General features: G+C 43.5%; 22 protein-coding genes, 1 tRNA gene, 1 pseudogene and 1 riboswitch. Of the genes and pseudogenes, 15 read left to right on the forward strand and 9 right to left on the reverse strand.

Annotation, left to right across the window (positions count from 1 at the left end; translation table 11 throughout):
* Positions 1-288: 288 nt before the first annotated feature.
* The 3 genes from NSS82_RS02660 (at position 289) to NSS82_RS02670 (ending at position 2,289) form a co-directional block, all read left to right on the forward strand.
* Positions 289-597 carry an MTH1187 family thiamine-binding protein gene (locus tag NSS82_RS02660; protein ID WP_036682575.1) on the forward strand — a complete coding sequence of 103 codons (309 nt, stop codon included), beginning with the start codon at positions 289-291 and terminating at the stop codon, positions 595-597.
* Positions 598-691: 94 nt separating this feature from the next.
* Positions 692-763, forward strand: a tRNA-Thr gene (locus NSS82_RS02665).
* 722 nt (positions 764-1,485) lie between these two features.
* A complete protein-coding gene (locus NSS82_RS02670; protein WP_038568497.1) occupies positions 1,486-2,289 on the forward strand; it encodes an undecaprenyl-diphosphate phosphatase in 804 nt (267 codons plus the stop codon).
* A gap of 277 nt (positions 2,290-2,566) precedes the next feature.
* Here the strand turns inward: NSS82_RS02670 and NSS82_RS02675 are convergent, their stop codons facing one another.
* The 4 genes from NSS82_RS02675 to NSS82_RS02690 all read right to left on the reverse strand — a co-directional run bounded on the left by NSS82_RS02675 (position 2,567) and on the right by NSS82_RS02690 (position 4,883).
* Positions 2,567-2,782: a hypothetical protein gene (locus tag NSS82_RS02675; protein ID WP_036682571.1), complete on the reverse strand. Its 216-nt coding sequence runs from the start codon at positions 2,780-2,782 to the stop codon at positions 2,567-2,569.
* A 316-nt stretch (positions 2,783-3,098) separates the two neighbouring features.
* On the reverse strand, positions 3,099-3,443 hold the full coding sequence (locus tag NSS82_RS02680; RefSeq protein ID WP_076147388.1) for a DUF3221 domain-containing protein: 345 nt from the start codon (positions 3,441-3,443) through the stop codon (positions 3,099-3,101).
* A gap of 191 nt (positions 3,444-3,634) precedes the next feature.
* On the reverse strand, positions 3,635-4,456 hold the full coding sequence (locus NSS82_RS02685; RefSeq protein ID WP_036682566.1) for an SDR family oxidoreductase: 822 nt from the start codon (positions 4,454-4,456) through the stop codon (positions 3,635-3,637).
* A 13-nt stretch (positions 4,457-4,469) separates the two neighbouring features.
* Positions 4,470-4,883 (reverse strand): MarR family winged helix-turn-helix transcriptional regulator, encoded by a 414-nt coding sequence (locus tag NSS82_RS02690; protein ID WP_036682564.1) that lies wholly within the window; start codon positions 4,881-4,883, stop codon positions 4,470-4,472.
* Positions 4,884-5,209: 326 nt separating this feature from the next.
* Between NSS82_RS02690 and NSS82_RS02695 the strand changes: the two genes are divergently transcribed.
* A complete protein-coding gene (locus NSS82_RS02695; RefSeq protein ID WP_076179467.1) occupies positions 5,210-5,623 on the forward strand; it encodes an ASCH domain-containing protein in 414 nt (137 codons plus the stop codon).
* Positions 5,624-5,819: 196 nt separating this feature from the next.
* Here NSS82_RS02695 and NSS82_RS02700 read toward each other — a convergent pair whose 3' ends face one another.
* Positions 5,820-6,212, reverse strand: coding sequence for a hypothetical protein (locus tag NSS82_RS02700; protein WP_081386753.1), 393 nt, complete (start codon positions 6,210-6,212; stop codon positions 5,820-5,822).
* A gap of 495 nt (positions 6,213-6,707) precedes the next feature.
* Positions 6,708-6,798: riboswitch (cyclic di-GMP riboswitch) on the forward strand.
* A 99-nt stretch (positions 6,799-6,897) separates the two neighbouring features.
* Between NSS82_RS02700 and NSS82_RS32615 the strand changes: the two are divergent.
* From NSS82_RS32615 to NSS82_RS02750, 11 genes and pseudogenes are all read left to right on the forward strand, one after another.
* Positions 6,898-7,749, forward strand: a pseudogene (locus NSS82_RS32615) (choice-of-anchor A family protein); the annotation flags it as partial.
* Positions 7,750-7,996: 247 nt separating this feature from the next.
* Entirely contained in the window at positions 7,997-9,205 is a 1,209-nt protein-coding gene (locus tag NSS82_RS02705; RefSeq protein WP_341109699.1) for an LPXTG cell wall anchor domain-containing protein, read from the forward strand.
* 148 nt (positions 9,206-9,353) lie between these two features.
* Complete coding sequence (locus NSS82_RS02710) at positions 9,354-10,289, forward strand: alpha/beta hydrolase (protein ID WP_305953821.1); 936 nt, start codon at positions 9,354-9,356, stop codon at positions 10,287-10,289.
* Between the two features lie 819 nt (positions 10,290-11,108).
* A complete protein-coding gene (locus NSS82_RS02715; RefSeq protein ID WP_036681022.1) occupies positions 11,109-11,498 on the forward strand; it encodes a NusG domain II-containing protein in 390 nt (129 codons plus the stop codon).
* On the forward strand, positions 11,482-12,039 hold the full coding sequence (locus NSS82_RS02720; protein ID WP_076272720.1) for a Gx transporter family protein: 558 nt from the start codon (positions 11,482-11,484) through the stop codon (positions 12,037-12,039). The genes NSS82_RS02715 and NSS82_RS02720 overlap by 17 nt, the downstream gene beginning before the upstream one ends.
* Positions 12,040-12,068: 29 nt before the next feature.
* Positions 12,069-12,923, forward strand: a complete 855-nt coding sequence (locus NSS82_RS02725) for an ATP-binding cassette domain-containing protein (RefSeq protein WP_051491165.1) — start codon at positions 12,069-12,071, stop codon at positions 12,921-12,923.
* Positions 12,914-13,816: an ATP-binding cassette domain-containing protein gene (locus tag NSS82_RS02730; RefSeq protein ID WP_076215095.1), complete on the forward strand. Its 903-nt coding sequence runs from the start codon at positions 12,914-12,916 to the stop codon at positions 13,814-13,816. The genes NSS82_RS02725 and NSS82_RS02730 overlap by 10 nt, the downstream gene beginning before the upstream one ends.
* Positions 13,809-14,600, forward strand: coding sequence for an energy-coupling factor transporter transmembrane component T family protein (locus tag NSS82_RS02735; protein WP_036681014.1), 792 nt, complete (start codon positions 13,809-13,811; stop codon positions 14,598-14,600). Before NSS82_RS02730 ends, NSS82_RS02735 begins: the two co-directional genes overlap by 8 nt.
* Positions 14,601-14,643: 43 nt before the next feature.
* On the forward strand, positions 14,644-16,569 hold the full coding sequence (locus NSS82_RS02740; RefSeq protein ID WP_076272721.1) for a peptidase U32 family protein: 1,926 nt from the start codon (positions 14,644-14,646) through the stop codon (positions 16,567-16,569).
* A gap of 96 nt (positions 16,570-16,665) precedes the next feature.
* Positions 16,666-17,952: an aspartate aminotransferase family protein gene (locus NSS82_RS02745; protein ID WP_076272722.1), complete on the forward strand. Its 1,287-nt coding sequence runs from the start codon at positions 16,666-16,668 to the stop codon at positions 17,950-17,952.
* A 38-nt stretch (positions 17,953-17,990) separates the two neighbouring features.
* A complete protein-coding gene (locus NSS82_RS02750) occupies positions 17,991-18,875 on the forward strand; it encodes a UbiA-like polyprenyltransferase (protein WP_036681005.1) in 885 nt (294 codons plus the stop codon).
* Positions 18,876-19,436: 561 nt separating this feature from the next.
* Here NSS82_RS02750 and NSS82_RS02755 read toward each other — a convergent pair.
* The 4 genes from NSS82_RS02755 to NSS82_RS02770 form a co-directional block, all read right to left on the reverse strand.
* Entirely contained in the window at positions 19,437-20,417 is a 981-nt protein-coding gene (locus NSS82_RS02755) for a polyprenyl synthetase family protein (protein WP_036682537.1), read from the reverse strand.
* 16 nt (positions 20,418-20,433) lie between these two features.
* Positions 20,434-20,883: a hypothetical protein gene (locus NSS82_RS02760; protein ID WP_036682535.1), complete on the reverse strand. Its 450-nt coding sequence runs from the start codon at positions 20,881-20,883 to the stop codon at positions 20,434-20,436.
* 245 nt (positions 20,884-21,128) lie between these two features.
* On the reverse strand, positions 21,129-23,009 hold the full coding sequence (locus NSS82_RS02765) for an FAD-dependent oxidoreductase (protein WP_036682533.1): 1,881 nt from the start codon (positions 23,007-23,009) through the stop codon (positions 21,129-21,131).
* Positions 23,010-23,057: 48 nt separating this feature from the next.
* Positions 23,058-23,951, reverse strand: a complete 894-nt coding sequence (locus tag NSS82_RS02770) for a hypothetical protein (RefSeq protein WP_036682532.1) — start codon at positions 23,949-23,951, stop codon at positions 23,058-23,060.
* Between the last annotated feature and the right edge of the window lie 338 nt (positions 23,952-24,289).

Genomic DNA, 24,289 nt, shown 5'->3' on the forward strand with positions numbered 1-24,289 from the left:
CACAAATGATCCACAGGCTGTCCATAAGTAATCCACAATTGATCCACAGGGAGATGCGAAATGATTCATAAATTGTCCGAAAAGATGCCACAAAGAGTCCATAAATATAGTGCAGATGACCCTAGAATTTGCGCATGAGAAAATACTCTTAGCCCAAAGTCATATTTTGGAGTAATCAGAAGAAATAGAAGAGATAAGGGAGGATAATCTTGCTTAGTTTGTGACAGAGCGGTGGAATTGTTACAATGGAAGAAGATAGGTACTATAAAATTTCGAGGAGGTATTCTCATGCCTATTGCTGAAGTTACAGTTATTCCAATTGGAACAGGCAGTACCAGTCTTAGCAGCTATGTTGCGGATATGCAGCGGGTGCTGAAGACAGTAGAAGGGATTACATATGAACTTACGTCCATGGGGACGATCATCGAAGGGCCTCTGCAACGCATTTTTGCCGCGGTAGAAGCTTTGCATGAGTCTCCTTTTGCCGCAGGTGCAGAACGTGTCTCTACCTCACTTAAAATAGACGACCGCCGCGATAAACCCTCCACTAGCCGTGGAAAGTTAGAGTCTGTGGAGCGTAAGCTACAGGTGGATTAGCAGTTTAGGAGGGCGGAAAACAGGGAGAAATAGGCTTGCGTTTCTGGCTGAAAGTTGTATAATATTTTTTGTTTGACAGAAAAATCAGCTTTAAGCTGGTGTAGCTCAGGGGTAGAGCAACGCACTCGTAATGCGTAGGCCGGGGGTTCAATTCCCTTCACCAGCATCCCAAAAAACCATATGTGGCGCGGATTTCCGAGGGTTCGGGACCGCGTCATTTTTCATTAAATCCCCTGGCTTCTAACATTCTTCTAAAAGATAAGACATGGCGAAATCGCTAATGAAAACGGTATGACTAGTGGTCACTGTCGAGCAGATGGAAGGCGTGTCGCAAGCTGACAGCAATCAGAATGAAGGATGGTGGAGGAGGAGCAGCATAAGCTGCTTTTTTCTTGCGGGGGCAGATTGGTTAGATGGTAATTACTATAAAAATAAAAAAGACACCACAAGGTGTCTTAGTACAGATACTTTTCGCTCGAATTTCACGAGCTCGTCAGTGAACTGAGTTCAAAAGCAAGACTGGCTACGGCTAACAGATGAAGAGATAAAGTAATATTAATGTTAAAATGTGCGGTAATATTAATTTTCATAGATAACCACGCTCCTAAAGTATAAATACACATAAAGAAAACTTTATAAAGCGCTTGGCCTGCCATCATCAGTGCCAGGTAGCCATCCTGTACAGACGCCTTAGCGTTTCGACAGTAACATTATACTTAATATTTTGTGTTTTGCAAACCAAAGCCCCCTTAAGACTGAAATAATGAGCAATGTGACAATTATGTCATTCTGAATTGAATATTGTTAGGTTAATCGATGGGGAAGTTTACGTGTCTCCCTTATACTGGAAATTAAATGATTTTATTTCCGAAAGGGGACAATCCACTGATGACTGACGTAATTAAAGCAATAATACTTGGCATAATAGAGGGCTTAACTGAATTTTTACCAGTATCATCTACTGGACACCTTATTTTAGCAGGCGATTTGCTTAGCTTTGAGGGAGATGCTGCAATAACTTTTAAAATTGTTATTCAGTTGGGTGCAGTGATGGCAGTTCTAATTCTTTATTGGAAAAGGTATTTGGAAATTGGGGTTAATATGATTAGAATGGATTTTTCCAAAAGCAAAGGATTAAATGTCATTCATATGATTTTGGCTATGTTACCAGCATTAATCCTATATCTTCTCTTCAAGGACACAATAAAAAGCCAATTATTTGGTCCAACCCCTGTTTTGATCGGTCTAGTTGTTGGTGGGGTGTTGATGATCATTGCAGCGCGGAATAGGCGGACTGAAACCGCTGATACTATCGATGGGATTAATTATAAACAGGCTTTCGGAATTGGTCTGTTCCAATGCTTGGCGTTATGGCCGGGATTTTCGAGATCAGGTTCGACAATTTCAGGTGGCCTGTTGCTTGGCACTAGCCAAAAAGCCGCCGCAGATTTTACATTCCTTATTTCCGTGCCAGTTATGTTTGGTGCAAGCTTGTTGGATTTGTACGATAGTCGTGATTTGCTGAGTTCTGACGATTTACTTCTAATGTTAATTGGCTTTGCGACATCCTTTCTTGTGGCAATGATTGCAGTAGTGACGTTCATCAAACTGATTAAGCGACTTCGATTGGAGTGGTTTGCTCTATACCGGTTTGTTTTAGCAGCTCTCTTCTATTTAATTGTCATACAGTAATTGGATTAGTCAATATGAACATCATGGGAAAGAAGCTTTTAAAAAGGGCTATACATCATATCCTGCACAGATTAAACTAGAGGTTCAAAACAAGGGGAAATCACCAAACAAGACAAAGCTCAAGTAGTCTATGAACTAAGGAATGAATTTTCGGTGAAAGCACTTCTACAGCTAGCCATTATCCCTCGTTTGTTTCTTCTACCATTAATATCACAAAGTGATTTTACAAGTGTTTGGGAATATGAAAAACCCCACCAGTTTAAGGTGGGGCTTTTGCTTACCAAGTATTATAGTTCGATTGATACTTAACTTGTTTATTCTCATAGCTCTCATTGGGGTAATCACGTCTGACAGACTGCAAGTAGCCTGAAATTGCAAATGCTGCAATAAGCCCTCCTATAATTCCTGTGATTAAGCTGAATGTTGAAAATCCGAATGTGGCAACTACTCCAATGGAAGACAATGCTACAAGCAATAGACTGAATATTTTCATCTTTATACACACCTCCATTTTGTATATGTAGTAATTTGAAAATTAAGATTGATACGTTACTATATTTGATCGGTTTCGATAAAAATAATAATATTTCAGCAAATCTTTAGACGGGCTTCATACTTATTTAAGCTAAGAGGATTATAGTAATCACATAACCCCCTTATAAAATAGATCTAGACCCTGCCGAAAGTGGTGGGGTCACTTTTTTGCACAGAGTGCATTTATAAATATGGATTTCTCCTTAAATCTACACAAAGAAGCGCCGCCCCTTTTGGAGACGCCGCTTCTTTATAGTAGATTCTATTCTTTTTGCTCAATTCTTGATTTTGGTGATTTTTTTGGCGGTAACTTGTGCAGGGAATGAATCATCACTTACTTCAAAAAATACTTTAATCTCATCGCTTTTTTTATATTTAGAAGGTGCAACTTTATTTACCCAAATGGCTTGAGAGTACTCATTAGATTCGAGAACCTCCTTGTATTCCTTGTTCAAGTCTTCTTCTTTTAATTCGGAAATTACTAAAATTCTTTTATTTTCTACATCTATTGTATGTACAATTCCTTTCAAAACTTCATCATTCTTACTACAGGCGGTGACTAATAACAAAAAAACAAAAATAAGAGTCCATTTAATAGTAGTACGTGGTTTTTGAATCATGGACCTTCCCCTCTAGTGGTTACGACATTAGTTTAAAATCGGTTGCACAGGCATAGCATTTTGTACATTACCAATATAAGAATAAACAGCAGCATATCCATTATGACGACCTTTATTGATTCCCCTCGCACGCGGCAGTAACAATGTATCCTGAAATGCTTCCTGATGGTTTAGCCAAAAAACCACCATGATTAAACTAATTCGTACTTATAGTCATGTGCAAATTCTTTGAATGTAATGGGTCTTTTACCAAGTAATATTTGTAAATCGGGCGTGATTTTTTTGGCTAATCCAATTTTTGCAGTGAAGTAAATTCCAATCATAACAGTCACAAATTCTTTTTGAATTCCTTTTGTTAACATTTTATCTCTAAACTGAAGAACTGATGGATTAACATATTTGATTGTTTCTCCTAGCTCTTCAGATAAAATTTCAGCTACTTCATAGTAATCTAGCGCTTCAGTTCCCGTTAACGAGTAACCTTTATTTTCATGACCATTCTCAGTTAGGATTCTAGCTGTTACAGTACCGATATCACGAACATCGATAAAGCTAGTCTTGCCTTTTCCTGCGGGTACATAGATCTCCTTTTCTTTACGAAGCTCTTCCCCATGTTGAGAAATTAAGTTTTGCATGAAGAAACTTGGGCGTAAAAAAGTATATGGAATTCCTGATTTTTTAATGATTTTTTCAATTTTATGGTGTGGAACAATTGGGTTTTTCTCTACGCCCAATAGAGATAGAAACACAATGTGTTCAACTCCGACTTCCTTTGCGATATCTATGAGGGGTTGGAAATATTTTTTTGCGTCAGCTATATGAGGAGGGCGCAGTAAAAATAATTTTTTCACTCCTGTTAACGCTGGACGAAAAGAATCAGCATTTTCAAAATCAAAATAAACATACTCACTGTCTTTTCGATGGGAGGCAATTTTAAAAGGTGTTTCACTTTTCCTTAGTTCGTTAACCACTTCACGTCCTACATTACCGGTTGCCCCTGTGATTAGAATCATAAGTCTCACTTCCCTAACTAATATTTAAATAGATCGTTTTAAGCACGTTCATAAACGTGGACATTTCTTGTTCAGAAATATTTTTAAGTGCGTTATCCATGATTTCGTCACTAAGAACTTCTATTTGACTCTTAATTATCATTCCCGAATCTGTAATGAATACAAGATTTGATCGTTTATCATTTGGATTATCTCTAATGTCCAGAAGTCCTTTTGCTTTAAGTCGCTCGAGTATACCCGTTATTGTAGGGCGATCCGAGTAAGTTCGCTCTGCAATCATAGCTGGAGTTGTTCCTTCTAAATGAATAGATATATCTTTTAATACTGCCCATTGAGGAGCTGTTACATTATAAAGTAAAAGTTTTTTTGTTAAGCTTTTTTTCATTTCAAGACTTACTCTTATTAATAACTGTCCTGGGTTGTCCATAAATTAATTCCCCTCTTTAAATAGTTTGCACACTAACTACTTGATTAGTATACAAACTATATTCTCCTTTATCAATTTTAATTGTTTTATTTGTTTAAATTGTGGGGAGTTACAGGTGAATGTCAATAATATTGATATTTAGAACTTTTGTTTGTATATAATAAAAATGAATGTTCTTAGTTTAGAGGCGATCATTGATGGAAATGAGTATCGACCAAACGGTTGGGATTATTTATCAGATCAAGGCGAGCAAGATTACACAACGCGAGATCGAGGCCCGTGGTATTCGTGACAAGCGTCCAACATAAACAAAGGGGATAGATATCATGCGGTGTATAACAATACGGCAGCCTTGGGCGACCTTAATTGCTCTTGGTGAAAAAGAGTTTGAAACTCGTTCATGGAGAACAGCCTACCGCGGCGAGTTAGGCATTCATGCCGGAATGAGGATTGACAAAAAGATTTGTGAACAGGAACCGTACAAATCAGTATTGGCGAAACATGGCTATACAGCAAATAATTTGCCGACAGGAGCTATTATTGCTACAGGTCAGCTCGCGGGATGTTATGTGGTTACTCCAGAGGTGGATTTAAGGGAATGGATCAATGGGAACGAATATGATTTTGGCGACTATAGCGAAGGACGGTTTGCTTGGAAGCTTGAAGGGGTTCATCCATTAAGCCATCCAATTCCAGCTAAAGGTCGGCTAAGCTTGTGGGAGCACTCTAATCACTTCTGAACGGCGAATGATATTTTTAATGTAATTTTTATGTGCCTATCAGCTTTTTTTCAGGTTCGAGGTATATATTGAAGACACCAAACACCCCCCAGTGTTTTGTGGTATATCTCTCTCAGGTCTTGCCAACTCCCATGGTAAGGCCTATTTTTTTGTTCACTAATTGATGGGGGGGGAGTAGAGCGGCTTCTATACAGCTTTATTTAATTTGAAACTGTTCTTCGTAACTCTTAAAAGAGGAAATATCCAGCCCTAGGTATCTGCGCATATGGATGGCAGCCTGAGCCGCAACAATGTCATTCAACAGCAGCATTCGTTCGTGATAGCCACGACATATATACTTGGCTTCAATTCCCGTATTAAGTCTGTTTTGCTCATACACCTTGATTCCCCGTCTTCTCATTTCTGCACGAACATCCCTTAGATCTGTTGTAGCTACTGCAGCAGCTGTTCCAAGCACCTCCAGATAAGGGGCGGGTGTTCGTAAGTGTGTAGATAAAATGGCGGAGTCCCGTTCGAAAGCTGATAAAATCATCGGAAGCAATAAATAAGATTTCACCAGCATGTTGTCCCTGCTTTCTGCTCTATGCATGAATCTCATCACCTCTAATAGGAACGTATATTCGTATTCTAACCCGATATTCCAAAAATAATCAATGGTATTTCTAAACAGCTTATCCAATGTGATTAAATTCACAACTAAATAACGAAGAATAAATTATATTAAAATTGTAATAATAAAAATTAATGTATAGGACGCACATAAGGGAGAATTATGATGGAAAAAGAGGGCAGCCTCCAGCGTGGATTGTTTTTTGGTTTAATTCTGAGTGTTCCCTTATGGATATCCATATTGGGCTATATACAGTTACTTTAAAATTTAATGAAAAACCTTATGCGAAGCGCCTTTAGGCGCTTTTTTTGTATGGTAATAATGAGGGGGATCATCGAAAGGAATTGATTGACAATTGTGGGTGTGGGGCGCTAAACTGTTATTAATTCAAAAAGTATTAAAAGTCATAGACGGTTATTGGAGAGAATGCTTCGGCTACCAGTTCTGGACTTGCAGTGTAATACATATATATAGTCATGATAATAGCAAACCGTCTGAAAGGGCGGGACGCAAAGTCCAGGAGTCTAAAGTGTCTTAAAGGCACAATGACCGTCCGACTGCCATGAGAAGGGAATTCCACTTCTTTTTGGCGGTCTTTTTTGTTGTTAGGTCCTTTAGAGTTTCTGGTAATTATTCTGATTAATATAAATCATAGTTTTAGGAGGTGTGCCATTTGAAAAGAAGAATAAGACCGTTACTCTCGCTTGTATTAGCTGGGATTTTGACGGTAGGTAGTGGGCTTTCCTCATTAGGAGCTGGAGTTGCTGGAGCTAGTAGTTCTTCTACATTGGGAATTGCAGGGGTCTACAACGTGTTTATTCTAGGGGATATAACAACGGTTTCGGATACGGAAGGAAGGTTTGCTGCTGGAGGTAACGTTAACTTAACCAACTATAGTGTTGGAGATAGGTTGACCGCTGCTGAGGTTTCCTTGACTGACACACTTGTTGTTGGAGGGAATCTTACTTTCAACGGAGGTACTGTTTATGGGAATATCGTGCACGGGGGAGATTTTTCAGGGAATGTAACGCTCCTCAAGGGAGGTACAAAAAGACAGGGGAGTACGATTGACTTTTCAGCCGTAGGTCAGTCTTTGAAGGACAAATCAGCAGAACTTGCAGCATTGCCGGCGAATGGAACAACAGTGTACCAATATGGCAGTCTTACCCTGACAGGTACAGATCCTGCGGTCAATGTTTTTAATGTTCCAGGAGATAACGTCTCTAATACCTATGGAATTACAATAAATGTTCCTTCAGGATCTACAGCAATTATTAATATTGATGGTTCTAACGTAAAAATGAAAAACTTCGGATTTCTACCTAATAACGTGTTGAACAGCAAGAAAATTTTGCTTAACTTTAGCCAAGCTGCGTATCTGGATATGGCAGGCATAGGTGTAATGGGAAGCATACTTGCCCCCTATGCTCATGTTGATTTTATTAATGGTCAGATTAACGGTACTTTAGTGGCGGCTTCACTCAAAGGGACTGGTGGTGGTGAATTTCACCACTATCCATACGATGGTGATGAACCTGGACCAACGCCGACACCAACGCCAACAGTGACACCAACGCCAACGCCAACAGTGACACCAACGCCAACGCCGACAGTGGCACCAACGCCAACGCCGACAGTGACGCCAACACCAACACCATGTCCGACACCAACGCCGACAGTGACGCCAACACCGACGCCAACGCCTACGTCAACACCAACAGTGACGCCGACACCGAACACCATGTCCGACACCAACGCCGACAGTGACGCCAACACCGACGCCAACGCCTACGTCAACACCAACAGTGACGCCGACACCGACGCCAACACCAACACCGACACCAACACCGACACCGACGCCGACAGTGACACCGACACCGACGCCGACACCAACACCGACGCCAATACCAACGCCGACGCCAACAGTGACACCGACGCCGACAGTGACACCAACACCGACGCCGACAGTGACACCAACGCCGACGCCAACACCAACACCAACGCCGACGCCAACAGTGACGCCGACGCCGACACCGACACCAACACCGACGCCAATACCAACGCCGACGCCAACAGTGACACCGACGCCGACAGTGACACCAACACCGACGCCGACAGTGACACCAACACCGACGCCGACAGTGACACCAACGCCGACGCCAACACCAACACCAACGCCGACGCCAACAGTGACGCCGACGCCGACACCGACACCAACACCGACGCCAATACCAACGCCGACGCCAACAGTGACACCGACGCCGACAGTGACACCAACACCGACGCCGACAGTGACACCAACGCCGACGTCAACAGTGACGACGACACCAACACCAACGCCGACGCCAACAGTGACGCCGACACCAACGCCAACGCCAGAAGCAACACCGACACCGACGGTAACACCAGAAGCAACACCGACACCGACGGTAACGCCTGAAGCAACACCGACACCGACGGTAACGCCAGAGGTAACACCGACACCGACGGTAACGCCTGAAGCAACACCGACACCGACAGTAACACCAGAAGCAACACCGACACCGACGGTAACGCCAGAGGTAACACCAACTCCAGAGGTAACACCAACGTCGACACCAGAGACTTCGGTGTTCCCGACACCAACGCCATCATCCGTAATTGGCACTATAGTTCTTGCAGAAGATCCTGTGCCGCTTGGGCCTGTAGCTTCGCCGACACCAGCGCCAGTACCAACACCGTCGAATAGCACAGAAGTACTTGTTGATGATGATGAGATCCCATTAGGTCCGGTACCGGCAGTGACACCAACGCCAACACCAACACCTGATGAAATCATCGTAGTGGACGATACGATCCCATTAGGTAAGCCGCCTGTGAAGGAATTGCCAAAAACGGGTGAATCAAGTCCTGCACCTTACTATGTAGCAGGTTTAGGTTTTGCACTTATCGGATTATTAATGAGAACCAAGTTCTCCAAAAAGAATAAATAATAAACGGTAGAGCACAACATAGAGTCGCTTTCGGGGGTGTCCTGATGGCGGCTCTATTTGTATGTCATGATTGCGATAGTTTGGTGCATTCTAAGTAGATGGTATACTCTTGTTGCAAAAGAAATGAAGAGGGGATGGCGAAGGCGAATTGATATGGTTCATTATTAGCGCTGTAATCATCATAGGGATTCTAATCTATGTGGGATTTTTCTTCTATGGTATTGCTATTAAACGAGCACCAAAGGTATTTCTAAGTAATAATCCTAATCTGAAGGCTGATCCTCCGGTTGCCGGAGCTTCTTGGGGGGAGGGGAAAGATTGGGTCTCTCGCCAGAGCTTCGAGAATATTGAGATCGTATCTGCAGATGGACTTAAACTAAGAGGTTTCTTACTCCAATCTAATCGTGCTGCGGGACGCACAGCCATTCTAGCCCACGGTTATTCAGGTAAAGCAAAGGATATGGGGGCGTACGCCAAAATCTACTACGAGAACTTAGGCTTTAACATCCTAATTCCCGATGCAAGGGGGCATGGAGATAGCGCAGGGGATTACATTGGTTTTGGTTGGCCGGAACGAAAAGATTATTTGCAATGGATTGAATACATGATTAAAAAGACTGGGTCTAGTGCTCAAATTGTGCTTCACGGTGTTTCTATGGGCGGTGCTACAGTGCTAATGACCTCAGGGGAAGATCTTCCACCGCAGGTAAAAGCTATTGTTGCGGACTGCGCTTATACCTCAGTAAAAGCACAATTATCTTACCAACTACGGCGCATGTATCGTTTGCCAAGTTTCCCTTTCGTTCAAAGTGCAAGTCTAATCACCCGCTTGAAGGCGGGGTATGGTTTTGGTGAAGCCTCTGCATTAAAACAAGTGCGGAAAGCGAAGGTTCCGATTCTTTTTATTCATGGGGATGCGGATAACTTTGTACCTTTTGCTATGATGAATGAATTGTATGAGGCATGCCAGAGTCCAAAAGAGAGGCTCATAGTGCCGCAAGCGGGGCATGGATTGTCTTATGATACGGATAAGGCGGGGTATATAGATGTAGTAACAGCTTTTGTAAGCCGATATGTAAAATAAGTCCTGAACGTAGACAGCGCCCGATATCCGCTAGGTAGCGGTTATCGGGCGCCTATATTTTTCCACACATGACGTAGTCCTTGAATAAGGATCGTACCGTCATGCTTTCTCGTTATATTCATCCCCCGCCGTTCGTGAGTAACGGGTGTCTTGATTCCTTGTTATTTCCAGCAGCCGTGTGGCGAGAATAATCCTTCCAATACGACAAAAGCCCTACCTCTCTTTTGCCCTTGCGGCTCCATTGACCGCGCCAGTGTGAATCGGAATGCTATATTTCGAATTTAATCTCATAAAAAGGAAGAGTACTGCAAGAAAACATAAAGCCTCTTTGTCCAAAATGCCGATGTGTATAATAGTCGGCCTGACATCTTCTTGGTGGGGATATTCAATATATCGAAAAACAAATACCATATAAATATAACACACTATTGTTTAAAAGGCAAATATAATAATGAATTCCAAGATAAGGTTTATTTGATTCTAGAGAGAAACAAACCTCGATAGGGAGCGCTTAGATTTCGAAAGTAACTTAAATTGGGTTAATTGTGAATTATTCCGGAAAAGCTAGTAAACCAGAGGAGATGGGCGATCTCGGTGCAAATGGGCTAAAATGTAAGTTGGATATTTTTGCAAACGCTACAAACTACAACTGAAAATGCCAGAGACGAAGGGCTTGTGTCTGCTGGGGTTATTTTGCGTGCCTATTTTGTGAACAGCTCTCTAAAACTGACAATAAACTCCAACATTGATTGAAGGATTGAGGGTAGACCGTTATAATTAATAAGTCTGGATTTTAATTAAAAAATAAGGGAGATTTTTATGAAACGCGCAGATGTGTGGCTGATTTCCATCGTATTGATTGCTGCGCTCGCTTTTCTCGTACCGAGATGGTTTTCGGACAATGATGACAAAGGTGGGGCCGGTAAAAATCTCATAGCCAATGTAACGGTGGACGGTGAGTTATTTAAAACGGTAAAGCTTACAAAAGAAGAACAAACCATTGAGGTCCGCACGGAACGCGGCTATAACATTTTGAAGGTGCATGATTACGGGATTGAAATGTACGATGCCGATTGCGCTGATAAAGTTTGCCTAGGTTTTGGTTTTATTACCCTGCCCAAACAGACGATTGTCTGTCTACCGCATAGAGTATTAGTCGAAATCACCAGTGCGTCGGGGGAGGATGATATAGATGCCTATGTCCAGTAGTGAATCTGCAACAGCTTTAAAAAGAACAGTGATTATTGCGATTTTCGCCGCAGTGGCAGTAGTGTTAAGTTTAATAGAGGCACAGATTCCGTTATCCGGGATGGGACTGGTGCCGGGTGCTAAGCTCGGACTGGCCAACATTATGATTTTGACTTGTATTTACTTTTTACGTGGACGGGATGCTTTCCTGCTTGTCATCCTCAAAACACTGCTTACTACATTTCTGCTAGGTACCTTCTCAAGCTTGCTGTTTAGTTTATTTGGTTCACTTTTTAGCTTTGTTGTTATGTTTGTGCTGATGCTGATTAGTGGCAAAGGTAAGAGTATAAGCTTGATCGGAATTAGTATAGCTGGTGGGATTGCACATAATATCGGTCAGCTGCTGGCAGCTTCTATGGTATTTGCATCACTTAGTATTTTTTATTATCTTCCCATGCTGCTGATCACTGGGGTAGTAACAGGAATTGCCGTGGGCTATGCAGTCCGTTATTTGGTGGCGTCATTGTCAAAAATATCGCTGTTTGAAGAATTTTTGGACTGATTAGTCACATCAGCGGAAGGATGACTAACATGAATGAATCATACGAAGGTCAAGACTTAGAGGGAGAAGGACAAGCAGTCATCTCTCTGGATGGGGTATCGTTTGGCTATGATCCCGAGCATCCGATTCTTCAAAATATAACGTTATCTATCTCACAAGGACAATGGGTCAGCTTGGTTGGTCCTAATGGCTGCGGGAAGTCTACGTTGGTCAAGCTGCTCAATGCTCTGCTGCCTAAGGGGGCTGGTGAGATTGAGGTTAGTGGCATGCTGCTTAGTGAGGAAACGATCGGAAGCATTCGGCAATGTATCGGAATGGTATTCCAAAATCCAGATAATCAGTTTATTGGAGCCACTGTAGAGGAAGATATCCTATTCGGCCTGGAAGGGCTTTGTTTGCCGTACGAAGAGATGGCTGAACGTTTGCACTCCTATACGACAAGACTAGGAATAAATCATCTGTTGTCCAAGCATCCGGGTGAGCTGTCGGGAGGCCAAAAGCAGCGTGTTGCTATCGCTTCCATTCTTGCTATGGAACCAGGCATCGTCATTTTTGACGAGGCCTCTTCTATGTTGGATGAAGGAAGCAGAAATGACCTTCTCGGCATTCTGCAGGATATGCGGGCAGAAGGGAAGTACACGATCCTCATGATTACGCATGATGCAGATGAGATTTTGGCATCGGATCGGGTGCTTGCGCTGCATGGAGGTAGTTTGGCTGCAGATGTTACACCGGCGGAGTTGTTCCGGAACGAGGAGCTTCTGGAAAAATGCCATCTGCGTGAACCTTATCCTTGGCGCCTTGCACGCGAGCTGCAGAACCAGGGTATTCATGTGGATGTTCCGATCAGTGAAAAGGAGCTTATAGACACGTTATGGCCATAGAATTACAGCAAGTAAGTTACACCTACGCTGACCGAAGCCTCTGGAAGCTGACGGCGCTCCGGGACATTAACCTCAGTGTACCCATTGGCTCGATGGTTGGTATTGCGGGGGCGACGGGCTCAGGTAAATCGACGCTGCTGCAAATGTTTAACGGGATACTGAAACCAACCGAGGGTACGGTAAAAGTGCTTGATGTAACCATTCAGGCTGGTGAGAAGTCACCTAAGCTAATGCCACTGCGCCGCCGAGTCGGATTGGTATTTCAATTTCCGGAGCAGCAGATGTTCGAAGATACGGTCGAAAAGGATCTCATTTTCGGTCCCCTTAATTTCGGTATGAGTCTCGATGAGGCAAAGTCACGTGCACGTCAGGCCATGTCAGATATGGGGCTGGATCTCGCGTTGCTGGAGCGGAATCCTTTCCAATTGAGCGGTGGACAAATGCGTAAGGCGGCTATCGCTTCCGTGCTAGCTATGGACCCGGAGGTCATCGTTCTGGATGAGCCCACGGCAACGCTTGATCCCATTAGCCGTGCAGAGCTAATCAGCTTGCTGGAGCGATTATGCCGTGAACAGGGCAGAACGATCATTATCGTTACGCATCGGATGGATGAGTTATTGCCTTATGCGGACAGCTGGGTTGTACTTAAAGAGGGCAGCACGGCGTTTCAGGGCAGTGTAAAGGCACTTGCAGATGATCCTTCGATTCTGGAACAGTGTGGTTTGACGGTTCCGCAGTCCCTTCGTTACTGGCGTGCAGTTGCTGATCATTTAGGTCTTGTGGATGAAGTCCCCCGCTTGACGGCTGAGAGTCTGGCAGAGCTTATAGCTTCGCTGCCAGCGGAATCAATAAGCACTGGTAAGCCCGATGGAAAGAGGGATGACCATGAATGAGAAACTGATCTTAGGTCGGAGTATTGAGACCGGTTCGTGGGTGCACAAGCTGGATGCTCGTGCCAAAATCACTGGCATGCTATTATACGTAGCTGTTATCCTGCTCTCACGTTCGTGGATGGCCATGGCTGTGTTGGCTATTTTTTCGATAGCCGTTATGGCTTCCACGCGGATTCCGCTTAAATACTTCCTGAAAGCAGCTAAGCCTTTACGTTATTTAATGTTATTTATCTTTATTGTGCAGGTGGTGTCTGTGAAGACAGGGGAGGTAGTGCTGACTCTTGGTTCCTGGTCTATCTATGAGGGAGGGCTAAGATTAGGGGCATTTTCGGTCATCCGCATGTTCTTTCTTATCACCTTTACAGCGCTTCTGACCTTCACAACAACGCCGGGGAAGCTGAATCAAGGGTTGGAGGGGATCTTGACACCCTTCAAAAAGCTTGGCTTATCCCCTGACCGTATCACGCTGATGATCAGCATTTCACTTCGTTTCATTCCTACGATTCTAGATGAATCGCAGATCATAATGAAAGCGCAGGCCTCAAGGGGAGCCGATCTAAAAGAGCTGCCTTTGAAGGAAAAGGGACGGATGTTAGTCTCCCTGCTGGTCCCGATTATCGCCAGTGCCTTTAGGCGTGCTCAGGATCTGGTGTATTCCATGGAAGCCCGCGGTTTTCGCATGGATGCTCCCCGCAGTCGGTATCACCGCCTTAGGTGGGGCAAATTCGATACTGTTTTTATTGGGATGTTTGTGGTCATGGGAATTGCAGTAGCTTTGTTATAATACTCATTCCCTATTAGTAGTATCAACTTGGGAGGGAACTTGAATGGCACGTTATTTTAACGGTAGAGAAGTTGAATTACTCGCACCCGCAGGAACGTTTGAGATTTTCAAGGAAGTGATCCAATCACGGTGTGATGCAGTTTATTTTGGTGGACCTGTATTGAATATGAGAATGATGCGTAAAGGTTATAATCTTACTCATGAAGAGATTGTAGAGGCACTTGATATCGCTCACCGTCTAGATAAAAAAGTGTATATCACTGTGAATAATCTTTTTAGTGAGGAAGATGTGGAAGAAGCTAGAGAATACCTGCGTTTTCTTGATAGTGCTCGGCCGGATGCCTTGATTGTTCAGGATATGGCAGTGTTGGAGCTTATTCGGGAGATGGAGCTTAACCTTCCTATTCACTCTTCAGTAATGATGAATGTTCACAACCTGGAGATGATCTATGCGCTGCGTGATCTGGGTGTAACTCGTGTAGTTACCTCGCGGGAAATGGACCTGCAGACAGCTAAGCTGCTTGGTCAGCGGAGTGGCATGGAGCTGGAATATTTTATTCATGGAGATATGTGCTCTGTGCATGGTGCAAATTGTTACTTTAGTTCCCATGTTTTTGGTATGAGCAGCAACCGGGGGAAATGTATGAAGCCTTGCCGCTGGGATTATCGGGTTAAAAAAGACGGATATGTATATCCTGCTGAATATCCACTGGCTGTCAAAGATATGTTTATGTATGAGCATCTTCCGGAATTGATTGAATCAGGCATTACTTCTTTTAAAATTGAGGGCCGTATGCGTGATAAGGAATTTATGGTGATGCTGGCGAATAGCTACGGCGAAGCCATTGACCGATATATCGATGATCCGATTGGTTTTGATCGTACGGTTGATACCAAAGAACTGTACAACAACCGCAAGCGCGACTTTTCGACAGCTTATGCTTTTGGTAAACCAGGGTTAGCTAATATCAACCGTCGTTATGAAGGTACGGGCAAATTCTATAGCACTGGAAAAGTATTTAGCACACCAACCGCAGAACGTGAGCTATCTGAAAAACGTGTAGAGGAATTGCGGGAACGTTTGGCGCAAGAAAAGAAGCCTAAGACAACAAAAGCGAAGCTGGCTGTACGTGTGAATAATATGGAACAGGCGCGCGTAGTATTGGAACTGGGTGTGGATAGTCTGTATTTGCCGGGCGATGTATTTGAACCGGACAGACCTTTTACAAAACGTGATATTAAGGAACTTGGTGAACTAAAAGGCGATAGCAAAATATATTTAGGGTTGCCACGCATGATGACCGAGCTGCATTTCGATCAATATGATCAATTGCTTGGTGGAGAACGCTTGCCGATCGACGGTATAATCGTTACTAATTTGGGAGCGATTCGCAGATACAGCTCTACAGGTTATCCGTTAATTGGAGATGGTAGTTTAAATGTCTACAATCATCTTTCAGCCCAATTATATGCAAAAATAGGTTTGACTCAGCTTTCGGTTTCACCGGAAATGACGCTGGAGCACTTTGCTACCTTTGCCTCACGTTGTGACACGCCTTTGGAAGTTGTTGTACATGGTACACCTGCACTAATGTATATGGAACATGACCTTTATGAGAATACTGAAGTAATGGAGCCTATCGCTGAAGAGGATAATCAATATGTGCACAATAATGTATTGGTTCTAAAAACAGACAAAGGTGAAAATCCGGTATATCGTGATCAGCACGGCCGTTGCCATCTTTTGTTCGCAAAAGAGCTCTGCTATTTACCGTTACTTGGTGAGATGATTGATCTAGGCATATCTAGCTTCCGTATTGAAGGAGCGACGTATAGTGCTCAGCAGTTGCGTGAAATTATAATTTCTTATCAACAAGCTATGAATCGTACTGAAGTGAAAGATGACATGCTAGGTGGTCTTGAGCCCATTTATGCGGGTTATACTCTAGGTTCGCTGCAATTTAACTAATTCTATTTTTCTGGACAAAATATCGTCTGCTAGTAAGAAGAATGCACAGTACTCTATCAATAAGTTACTATTTTCACAAGAAGAGAGGGAATAATCATGGAACAGCAAGAATTCATCGGAAGAGAAGCCGTAGCGGCGAAGCGTAAGCAATATTTCTATCCGTGTACACAGCATTTTTACCGCGATGCGCCTCAGCTTGTGCGAGGTTCGATGCAGTTTGTGTATGATGAAAATGGCAAACAATATACAGATTTCTTCGCAGGTGTATCTGTAGTCGCTTGTGGGCACTGCAATCCAGCCATAACTGGACGTACGATTGAGCAATTGCAGCAGCTGCAGCATACGTCTACGATCTATTTAACTCAGCCAAATGTGGATTTGGCTGAACGTCTGGAAGAGGTTATGCCAGGCAGTCTACGCCGAACCTTCTTCGTGAACAGCGGCTCAGAGGCTAATGAAGGGGCATTGCTGCTCGCCCGGATGTATACAGGACGTAAGGGGTTCATTGCATTGGAGAGTGGTCTACACGGCCGTACCAATCTAACTATGAGTGTGACAGGACTGCCGATGTGGCGTACCGATAAATACTTGGATCATGACGTTGAGTTTATTCCTCGCCCATATCATCCAGAGCTATCTCTGGAGGAAGCCGCTGCACTCTCCCTGGAATCTCTGGAGCGAGTGCTTGAGGAGAAGGGGAATACTATCGCCGCAATGATCGTAGAGCCAATCCAAGGCAATGGTGGTATGATTATGCCAACGCCAACCTATTTCAGTGAGGTCAAAATTTTGCTGGAGAGATACGGCGTACTTCTGATCGCTGATGAAATTCAAACTGGATTTGGTCGTACAGGCAAAATATTCGCTATGGAGCATTTTGACGTAGTGCCCGATATTATAAGTATGGCTAAGGCACTGGGGAATGGAATTCCGGTTGCGGCTTTTGCGACAACGGATGAGATTGCACTTGCGCTGAACCGTCCGTCGGCTTCAACCTTTGGAGGCAATCCGGTATCTGCTGCAACAGCACTGGCTGTGCTTGATTATATTCGCGATGAACGGCTTCCTGAACGCTCAGTGCTGCTCGGAGAACAATTGAAAGCAGGGATAAAGACCCTTCAAGAGCGTTATCCTTCGCTTATTGTGGATGTCCGGGGAATTGGGCTTATGTTGGGAGCGGAGCTTGCCGGTGAGAATGCTGAAGGCTCTGCGGCGCTTACAGATCAAGTACTGGAAGCGATGAAAGACAGAGGATACCTGATCGGCAAAAATGGCATAGGACGCAACGTACTAGCCTTTCAACCGCCGATGATTATTACGGAAGAGGATATCGACGGGCTGCTTAACAACCTGAATGAAGTCCTTGCGGAGCTTAATGTCTAATACAATGAATTTCAAGTAGCGAAGAAAGAGGAAAACGAATGGCTATTCTAAACATTTTTAAAACTGCAGGCCTAAAGCTGAAAATGTTCAGTGAACTGGTGATGTTCTCTCATACACTTTTTTCGCTGCCGTTTGCCATTATCTCTATGGTGTGGGCCGCTGGGGGCTGGCCATCAGGGCATGTAATGATCTGGGGTCTGATTGCATTGATCGGTGCCCGTAATGGCGCTAATGCATTCAATCGGCTGGCAGACCGTACGTTTGATGAACAGAATCCTCGTACGGCACATCGGCATTTGCCACAACGGTTACTGGCAGAAAAAGAAGTGGTTGTCTTTGTTATTGTCAATTATGCCATCTTTATTGTGGCTTCAGGCATGCTGAACTTGCTCTGCCTGCTCTTATCGCCGGTAGCAATCGTATTGATATCGACTTATTCTTATACAAAACGTTTCACCTTTCTCAGCCATTTATATTTAGGCTTTGTCATTGCTTCCGCGCCGATTGGTGCATGGTTTGCCGTAACTGGAAATATCGCATTTACACCGTTTGTGATCGGAACGGTAGTTATGCTCTGGATTGCCGGATTTGATATTATCTACGGCACTCAGGACATTGAATTTGACCGGCGGCATGGGTTATGGTCTATTCCGAGCTTCTTTGGATTAGAGAATGCGCTGCGTATCGCCAAAGGTCTACATTTCATTATGATTATGCTGCTATTATTCCTATACGTATGGCAGGATCTCGGCTGGATGTATCTGGTTGGGATTGGCATTGCTACATTGCTCCTGATGACCGAGCATAAGATAATAAAACCTTCGAATCGTAAGCTGATGAAGGTGGCTTCTTATAATCTAAATCAGGTAATCAGCATAGTGATATTATTGTGTACGCTGATTGATTTTTTCTATGTTAGTTAGAGAGCTGGCTTTGGTGAGCCGGCTGGCTGAGCATTGGCGCATTGCCCGCAAACTAACAACAAAAGACAATAGCCTACCCAAAAGGGGTAGGCAAAGGAATCGGAAAGCTGGCTACGCTAGCTTTCCTTTTTTGTGTTGACTCGCTCCCCGCTCTGTAAGGGGGAAGCTAAATGCAAAGATTAGGGAAAACCTCCCTAATCTTATTGCGTTTATTATCTTTAAACTCTGTTTTAGGGAATTTCTCCCTGAAATATAGCTGGTTACTCTTAAAAGCATGCTAAAGTGGACTTTATTAGGGAGGTTTTCCCTAATATCGTAGTTTTCGAGCGATTAGTAGCTAATTTTAGGGAGGTTTTCCCTAATTATATCCGATGGAGTAGAATGACTAAATTAGCTCATGTGCGCTACGCTGCGTTTGCGTGTTAGCTTGTCTTGTTGAAGCGGAAAAATATCGGTTTGAATTTGCGACAAGATCAATGAAATGATGTGTTTAAATCAAAAAAACGGATACCCCCAAGTGAATGGGAGGTATCCATTTTTATTTGTATTAGAACGTACGCTTTAGCGATCACGGTCCGCAAAATATTGCAGCAACGTTTCCAGATCAGCATGTGCCGGGTAGGAGGAGAGCTGCTGCACAATAGCTGCAGCTTTATCCAGATAGTTCTGGCTGACCCGTTCAGCGCGAGCGAGGGCATCGCTATTGTTAATTAGGGTGAGCACATGTGCTACTTCAGCGTCGGAAGAATCCGGGCCGATTGCACGGATCACAGGCGAGAGCTTAGGGTCCTGCAAGGCGTACAGCACTGGCAGGGTGACCTGACCATGTCGCAGGTCGCTACCGGCAGGTTTGCCTAGGACATCGGCGGACTGTGTGAAATCTAGCAAGTCATCTTGTATCTGAAAGGACATCCCTAAGGCTTCTCCAAAATTATAAAGGAGATTGGCAACTTCTTCGGTGCTTTCAGTGGACAAAGCACCAACCCGTAAGCAGGTTGCCATAAGAAGAGCGGTTTTGTTTAAGGATTTCTCCAAATACTGATCCATTGTAATTTCATAATCAAAAGCATGTTCCATTTGCTGATATTCACCCAGGCACAGCTGAGCGGTGGCTACAGAGGATAAGTCATGAACGTATCTGTTTTTATCTCCTGTATATTTGCTCAGCAGCTCGATGACCCGAGCGGACATGTAATTACCAACATGTACTGCTGACAATGTACCCGTCTTAATATGTAAGGCGGGTACGCCCCGCCGTAACTCTGAACGGTCAATGATATCATCATGAATTAATGAGGCGGCATGAATAAATTCAGCAGCAGCAGCTAATTGAAGCGCTCTGCGGCCGGTATCCTTACGGCCAAACCGACTGCCAACAATGACCATGAGGGGACGAAGGCGTTTACCACCGGAATTTATAAGCTCTAGAACACTTTGCGCGAGCTGAGATTTCTTAGGTACATCTTTATCACGCGCCACAAGGTTTACGATTTCGCGGTTGATTTCATTTATGTCTATATTTAAGGCCTCATGCAGCTTCATTTATGGATCCCACCTGTCAAATGGCTTTGCTTGTGCGATTACGCTGTCTGCACTCTTGGATCAAGAACTCTTCGATTCCAGTAGCTGGATCATGTTCCGCGAAGTCTCCATTTGACCGTCTAATCTGCATTTTTTTGATCGAAGGAGCTAGATAAGCAACTAAGTCGAGCTCACGGCATTTCACCGCAAACTGCAGGTAAAAGCTATACAAATAATCTCCATCCAAAATGTTGCGTGTAAGGTCGGGATGATGTGGGATACATTCCATATGGCGCTCTGCTGCCAAAGTGAGAATAGTGTAAATACCCAGCAAATTGACTTTGCGGCTGTATTCCAGATCATGGCGTTCCAGTACCGAGATTAACTGTTCACATGCAGCCGGAGAGGGCTGAAGCTCAATTCCGGCAATAGGTGACATTTCAGTATGCAACAACCGGAGGGTATCTTCTATGAGTTGTTTGTTCACAAGATTCTCTCCTTCTTGTCGGTTTTGCCGGAAGAAACCATACCCCGATCATCCCTACAAAACCATTCATTCAAGAAAAAACCACCATTTCCTAGGATTAGGAAGGTTATTTTCTTCTTGTAAATAAGGAGAGTAATGTGTCCTAGGGACACATTACTCTGAAGTATATCCATATTTAACCCTAATAAAATACAATTTGCACATATGTTCTATATGATAAATTACACTAATTCAGGGTTTTATTATCAGTCGGTGTATAGATACCATCGTCTGACGAGCGGAATTCTCTTCCACTGTTTCTTAAGCCAAGGAAGTACATAATAGTCTAGACCAAGTGTGCTTCCTGATCCGCCGATGCAGGCAATACCAGCAGCAACGTACCATAACATTTCTGTCGATGCCATTTTGGTTGACCAAATCATGACCGACATGGCGACAGTCGCTATAGAAGCGAGTGCAGTGAAGAGACCAACGATGAGCATAATACCGAAGACGATTTCTGCACATACCATACCGATTTGGAACCATTTCGCGAGGAAAGTGTAACTTCCGTCGTTGTTGTAGAACATCAAATCCATGAACCAGTTTGTAATGTTGTATACGAAGTTAGGTACAGGCAACGCTTCAACAGCTTCTTTTGCAGTGGATACTGCTGAAGCTGCAGATTGTGCATCTACGGTGTCTTTAACTGCATCTACTGCAACACTGGCTGCTGATGAAGCATCCGTTGCAAAAGGAGCAGCTGGAATCAAGAAAATCTTATCTGGATCTTTCCAAATTTTTTGGATCTTCTCAATACCTTCGTATAACCACATACCACCAAGTAGAACACGAAGTGGTACGAGCCAGAAATTAGGTGAACGTTTGGAGAAGTGACCACCCAAGAAGCTCTTGCGGTTCTCAACATGGAAGAACTCATGCATCATATATGTCCATACTTTATTGAATCCGACAACCTGAGACAGGTAGAACATATTAATAAAGTGTTTGGATAGCATTGCCATGAATCCAGTAAGCATAAAGAACTTACCTGGCAGACCAACGTTTGCTACACCGTAGCGGCTACCAATGGAGACCATTGTACCGTGGAAACCTGGTTTGTAAGCTTTTTTAGCAGTGTTCTGAATGTCAGCGGCAATGTTGCCAGCAACAATCGGAGCTGCTTGTTCAGCGTTCTCAACCATTTGTGGTACAGGACGAGTTTCACCTTCAGGAATGTAGAAAATGTTGTCCCCTACTACGTAAACGTTCTTATGATCTACACTTTCCAGGTTCTCATTCGTAACAATCCGTTTGCGGCCTTGTTGTTGTACTTCAAGTCCACCAACGATTTCGGAGCCTTCAACACCAGCAGTCCAAACAATTGTTTGGGAATCGACAACGTTTTTCTCACCAAGTGCAACACTACCATTGCCTACTTCGGTGATTTTAGCGCCAGTCACGATTTCTACGTTCAGCTTACGAAGGCGAGCTTCAGCTTTTTGAATCAGCTTATCTGGAAGGATTGGCAGAATCTTCGGAGCCATATCAGCCACAATCAGTCTTACTTCGGATGGGTCGATAAAGAACTCCTTGCATAATTCCTCGCGTTGTTCAGCCATTTCACCAACTAGCTCGACACCAGTAAAGCCGGCACCGATAATAACGAAGGTTAGCATAGCACGACGTACAGCTGGATTTTTCTCCATAGCCGCTTTGGTATACATATCGCGGATTTGACGTTTCAATGCTACCGCATCATCGTAAGACCAGAAGGAGAAGGTGTTTTCTTCTGCGCCTGGAATGCCGAAGAAGGTTGGTTTGCTACCTGTGCCGATTACAAGGTAATCGTAAGCGTAGGTAGCTTTATCCGATTTAAGTTTTCTGCTTTTGAAATCGATATTGCTGATCTCATCAAGAACAACATCTACTTTAAGGCCCGCAAAAATCTTCTTAAGATCGATCTTGATTGAATCCTCTGGAGCACGGTTCGCGGCAACCTCATGCAGCTCAGTCAATAGAGTGTGATATGGATTCCGGTCGATCAGTGTAATTTCAACATCTTTGTTTTTCTTAAATTTCTTTGCCAGTTTTTTAGCCGTGAGTACGCCGCCGTAGCCGCCGCCCAAAATGACTATTTTCTTCAAGAGAAATTCACCTCATTCGTCTGATTAGCTGCAGAAGGTCCTGCGAAATTATTTCGCGCCTTCGAGTGCTTTTTCTGCAAGTGTAAAATATTCACCAACATGAATACTCACGCCGGAAATTGCATCAGTTTTGCCTTCAGCATCAAGCGTTGGAGCAACACCTTTGTTTTCAAGGAAGTATTTTTCAGCCAAAGCGATTTCTTCATGCCATTCAGCAGAAGCGCCGCCAGCTTTCATACCATATTTACCATCAACGGAGAATTGCTTCTTGTCATCGCCAGCAGCATTCAAACCACTGAATTTAACAGCTACAACATTACCGTTAGCAACAGTCAGGTCAACAGTGGATTTCCAACCGGATTCAGCGTCCATTTCGCCTTCAGCATGGTAGCCTCCGTCTTTATATTGACCAGCTTCTACTGGACCAGCAGCAAGAGCAGCTTGAGCAGCTTTTACAAAGTCAGATACGTGTACGGATACACCAGAGATGGCATCAGTTTTCCCTTCAGCATCAAAAGTTATAGCTGCTGGATCTTGTTTTTCGATCAGGAATTCTTCAGCTTTAGCTGCTTGCTCGTGCCATTCAGAAGAAGCACCGCCAGCTTTCATGCCATATTTACCATCTTCGGAAACTTTTTTCTTCAGGTCGCCTGCAGTGTTAACGTTAAAGGCATCCCAGTCAGCTTTAGTGATCTTTCCACCTTCTACAGTTAAGAGTGCGAAATATTGCCAGCCAGTTTTAGCATCAACGTCAGCAGTACCGTAGTAAACTCCGTCTTTGTACTGTCCAGCTTCAGTTCCAGCGTTACCGGAATTTGTTGCAGGAGCAGTTGTTTCAGCTGGTGCGTTAGTAGGGGCTGCGGCGTTGTCTGTGTTGTTACCACAACCTGCGAGCAATCCAAGGATAAGTGCGCTCGACAAGATAACAGAAGCTTTTTTCATTTCAAATGACCTCCAAAAATATAGTTTAAAATATATATATTAAAATGTAAAACATTTTAATAGTCGAGCGAAGTGATAAAAATCACTTTATAAATGATATTTGTCACTTTAATCTCATACGTTATTACCCATTTGTAACAGTATCTTGACTTATATCGGCATACATTAGGAAAAAATTTAATGATGTTGTTTTATCTCCGATGGCATTCTAGCACATGGACTAGGAAAACCATTGTGAAATAAATCACTTAAAAAATTAAATATTTAATTTATATCTGGATTATATCAAATTTTAAAAGATTTGAATACATATATTTAAAAATATATGTGACAGAATA

This window comes from Paenibacillus sp. FSL H7-0735, from assembly GCF_038008505.1.
Classification (GTDB): domain Bacteria; phylum Bacillota; class Bacilli; order Paenibacillales; family Paenibacillaceae; genus Paenibacillus_AQ; species Paenibacillus_AQ odorifer.

Bases quoted from the DNA above. Each gene is read 5' to 3' on its own strand.
- NSS82_RS02660 (WP_036682575.1), top strand. From the start codon at position 289: ATGCCTATTGCTGAAGTTACAGTTATTCCAATTGGAACAGGCAGTACC.
- NSS82_RS02675 (WP_036682571.1), bottom strand. From the start codon at position 2,782: ATGAAAATATTCAGTCTATTGCTTGTAGCATTGTCTTCCATTGGAGTA.
- NSS82_RS02735 (WP_036681014.1), top strand. From the start codon at position 13,809: ATGAATGAGAAACTGATCTTAGGTCGGAGTATTGAGACCGGTTCGTGG.
- NSS82_RS02680 (WP_076147388.1), bottom strand. From the start codon at position 3,443: ATGATTCAAAAACCACGTACTACTATTAAATGGACTCTTATTTTTGTT.
- NSS82_RS02685 (WP_036682566.1), bottom strand. From the start codon at position 4,456: ATGATTCTAATCACAGGGGCAACCGGTAATGTAGGACGTGAAGTGGTT.
- NSS82_RS02730 (WP_076215095.1), top strand. From the start codon at position 12,914: ATGGCCATAGAATTACAGCAAGTAAGTTACACCTACGCTGACCGAAGC.
- NSS82_RS02750 (WP_036681005.1), top strand. From the start codon at position 17,991: ATGGCTATTCTAAACATTTTTAAAACTGCAGGCCTAAAGCTGAAAATG.
- NSS82_RS02690 (WP_036682564.1), bottom strand. From the start codon at position 4,883: ATGGACAACCCAGGACAGTTATTAATAAGAGTAAGTCTTGAAATGAAA.
- NSS82_RS02670 (WP_038568497.1), top strand. From the start codon at position 1,486: ATGACTGACGTAATTAAAGCAATAATACTTGGCATAATAGAGGGCTTA.
- NSS82_RS02770 (WP_036682532.1), bottom strand. From the start codon at position 23,951: ATGAAAAAAGCTTCTGTTATCTTGTCGAGCGCACTTATCCTTGGATTG.
- NSS82_RS02755 (WP_036682537.1), bottom strand. From the start codon at position 20,417: ATGAAGCTGCATGAGGCCTTAAATATAGACATAAATGAAATCAACCGC.
- NSS82_RS02740 (WP_076272721.1), top strand. From the start codon at position 14,644: ATGGCACGTTATTTTAACGGTAGAGAAGTTGAATTACTCGCACCCGCA.
- NSS82_RS02720 (WP_076272720.1), top strand. From the start codon at position 11,482: ATGCCTATGTCCAGTAGTGAATCTGCAACAGCTTTAAAAAGAACAGTG.
- NSS82_RS02715 (WP_036681022.1), top strand. From the start codon at position 11,109: ATGAAACGCGCAGATGTGTGGCTGATTTCCATCGTATTGATTGCTGCG.
- NSS82_RS02695 (WP_076179467.1), top strand. From the start codon at position 5,210: ATGCGGTGTATAACAATACGGCAGCCTTGGGCGACCTTAATTGCTCTT.
- NSS82_RS02700 (WP_081386753.1), bottom strand. From the start codon at position 6,212: ATGCATAGAGCAGAAAGCAGGGACAACATGCTGGTGAAATCTTATTTA.
- NSS82_RS02745 (WP_076272722.1), top strand. From the start codon at position 16,666: ATGGAACAGCAAGAATTCATCGGAAGAGAAGCCGTAGCGGCGAAGCGT.
- NSS82_RS02725 (WP_051491165.1), top strand. From the start codon at position 12,069: ATGAATGAATCATACGAAGGTCAAGACTTAGAGGGAGAAGGACAAGCA.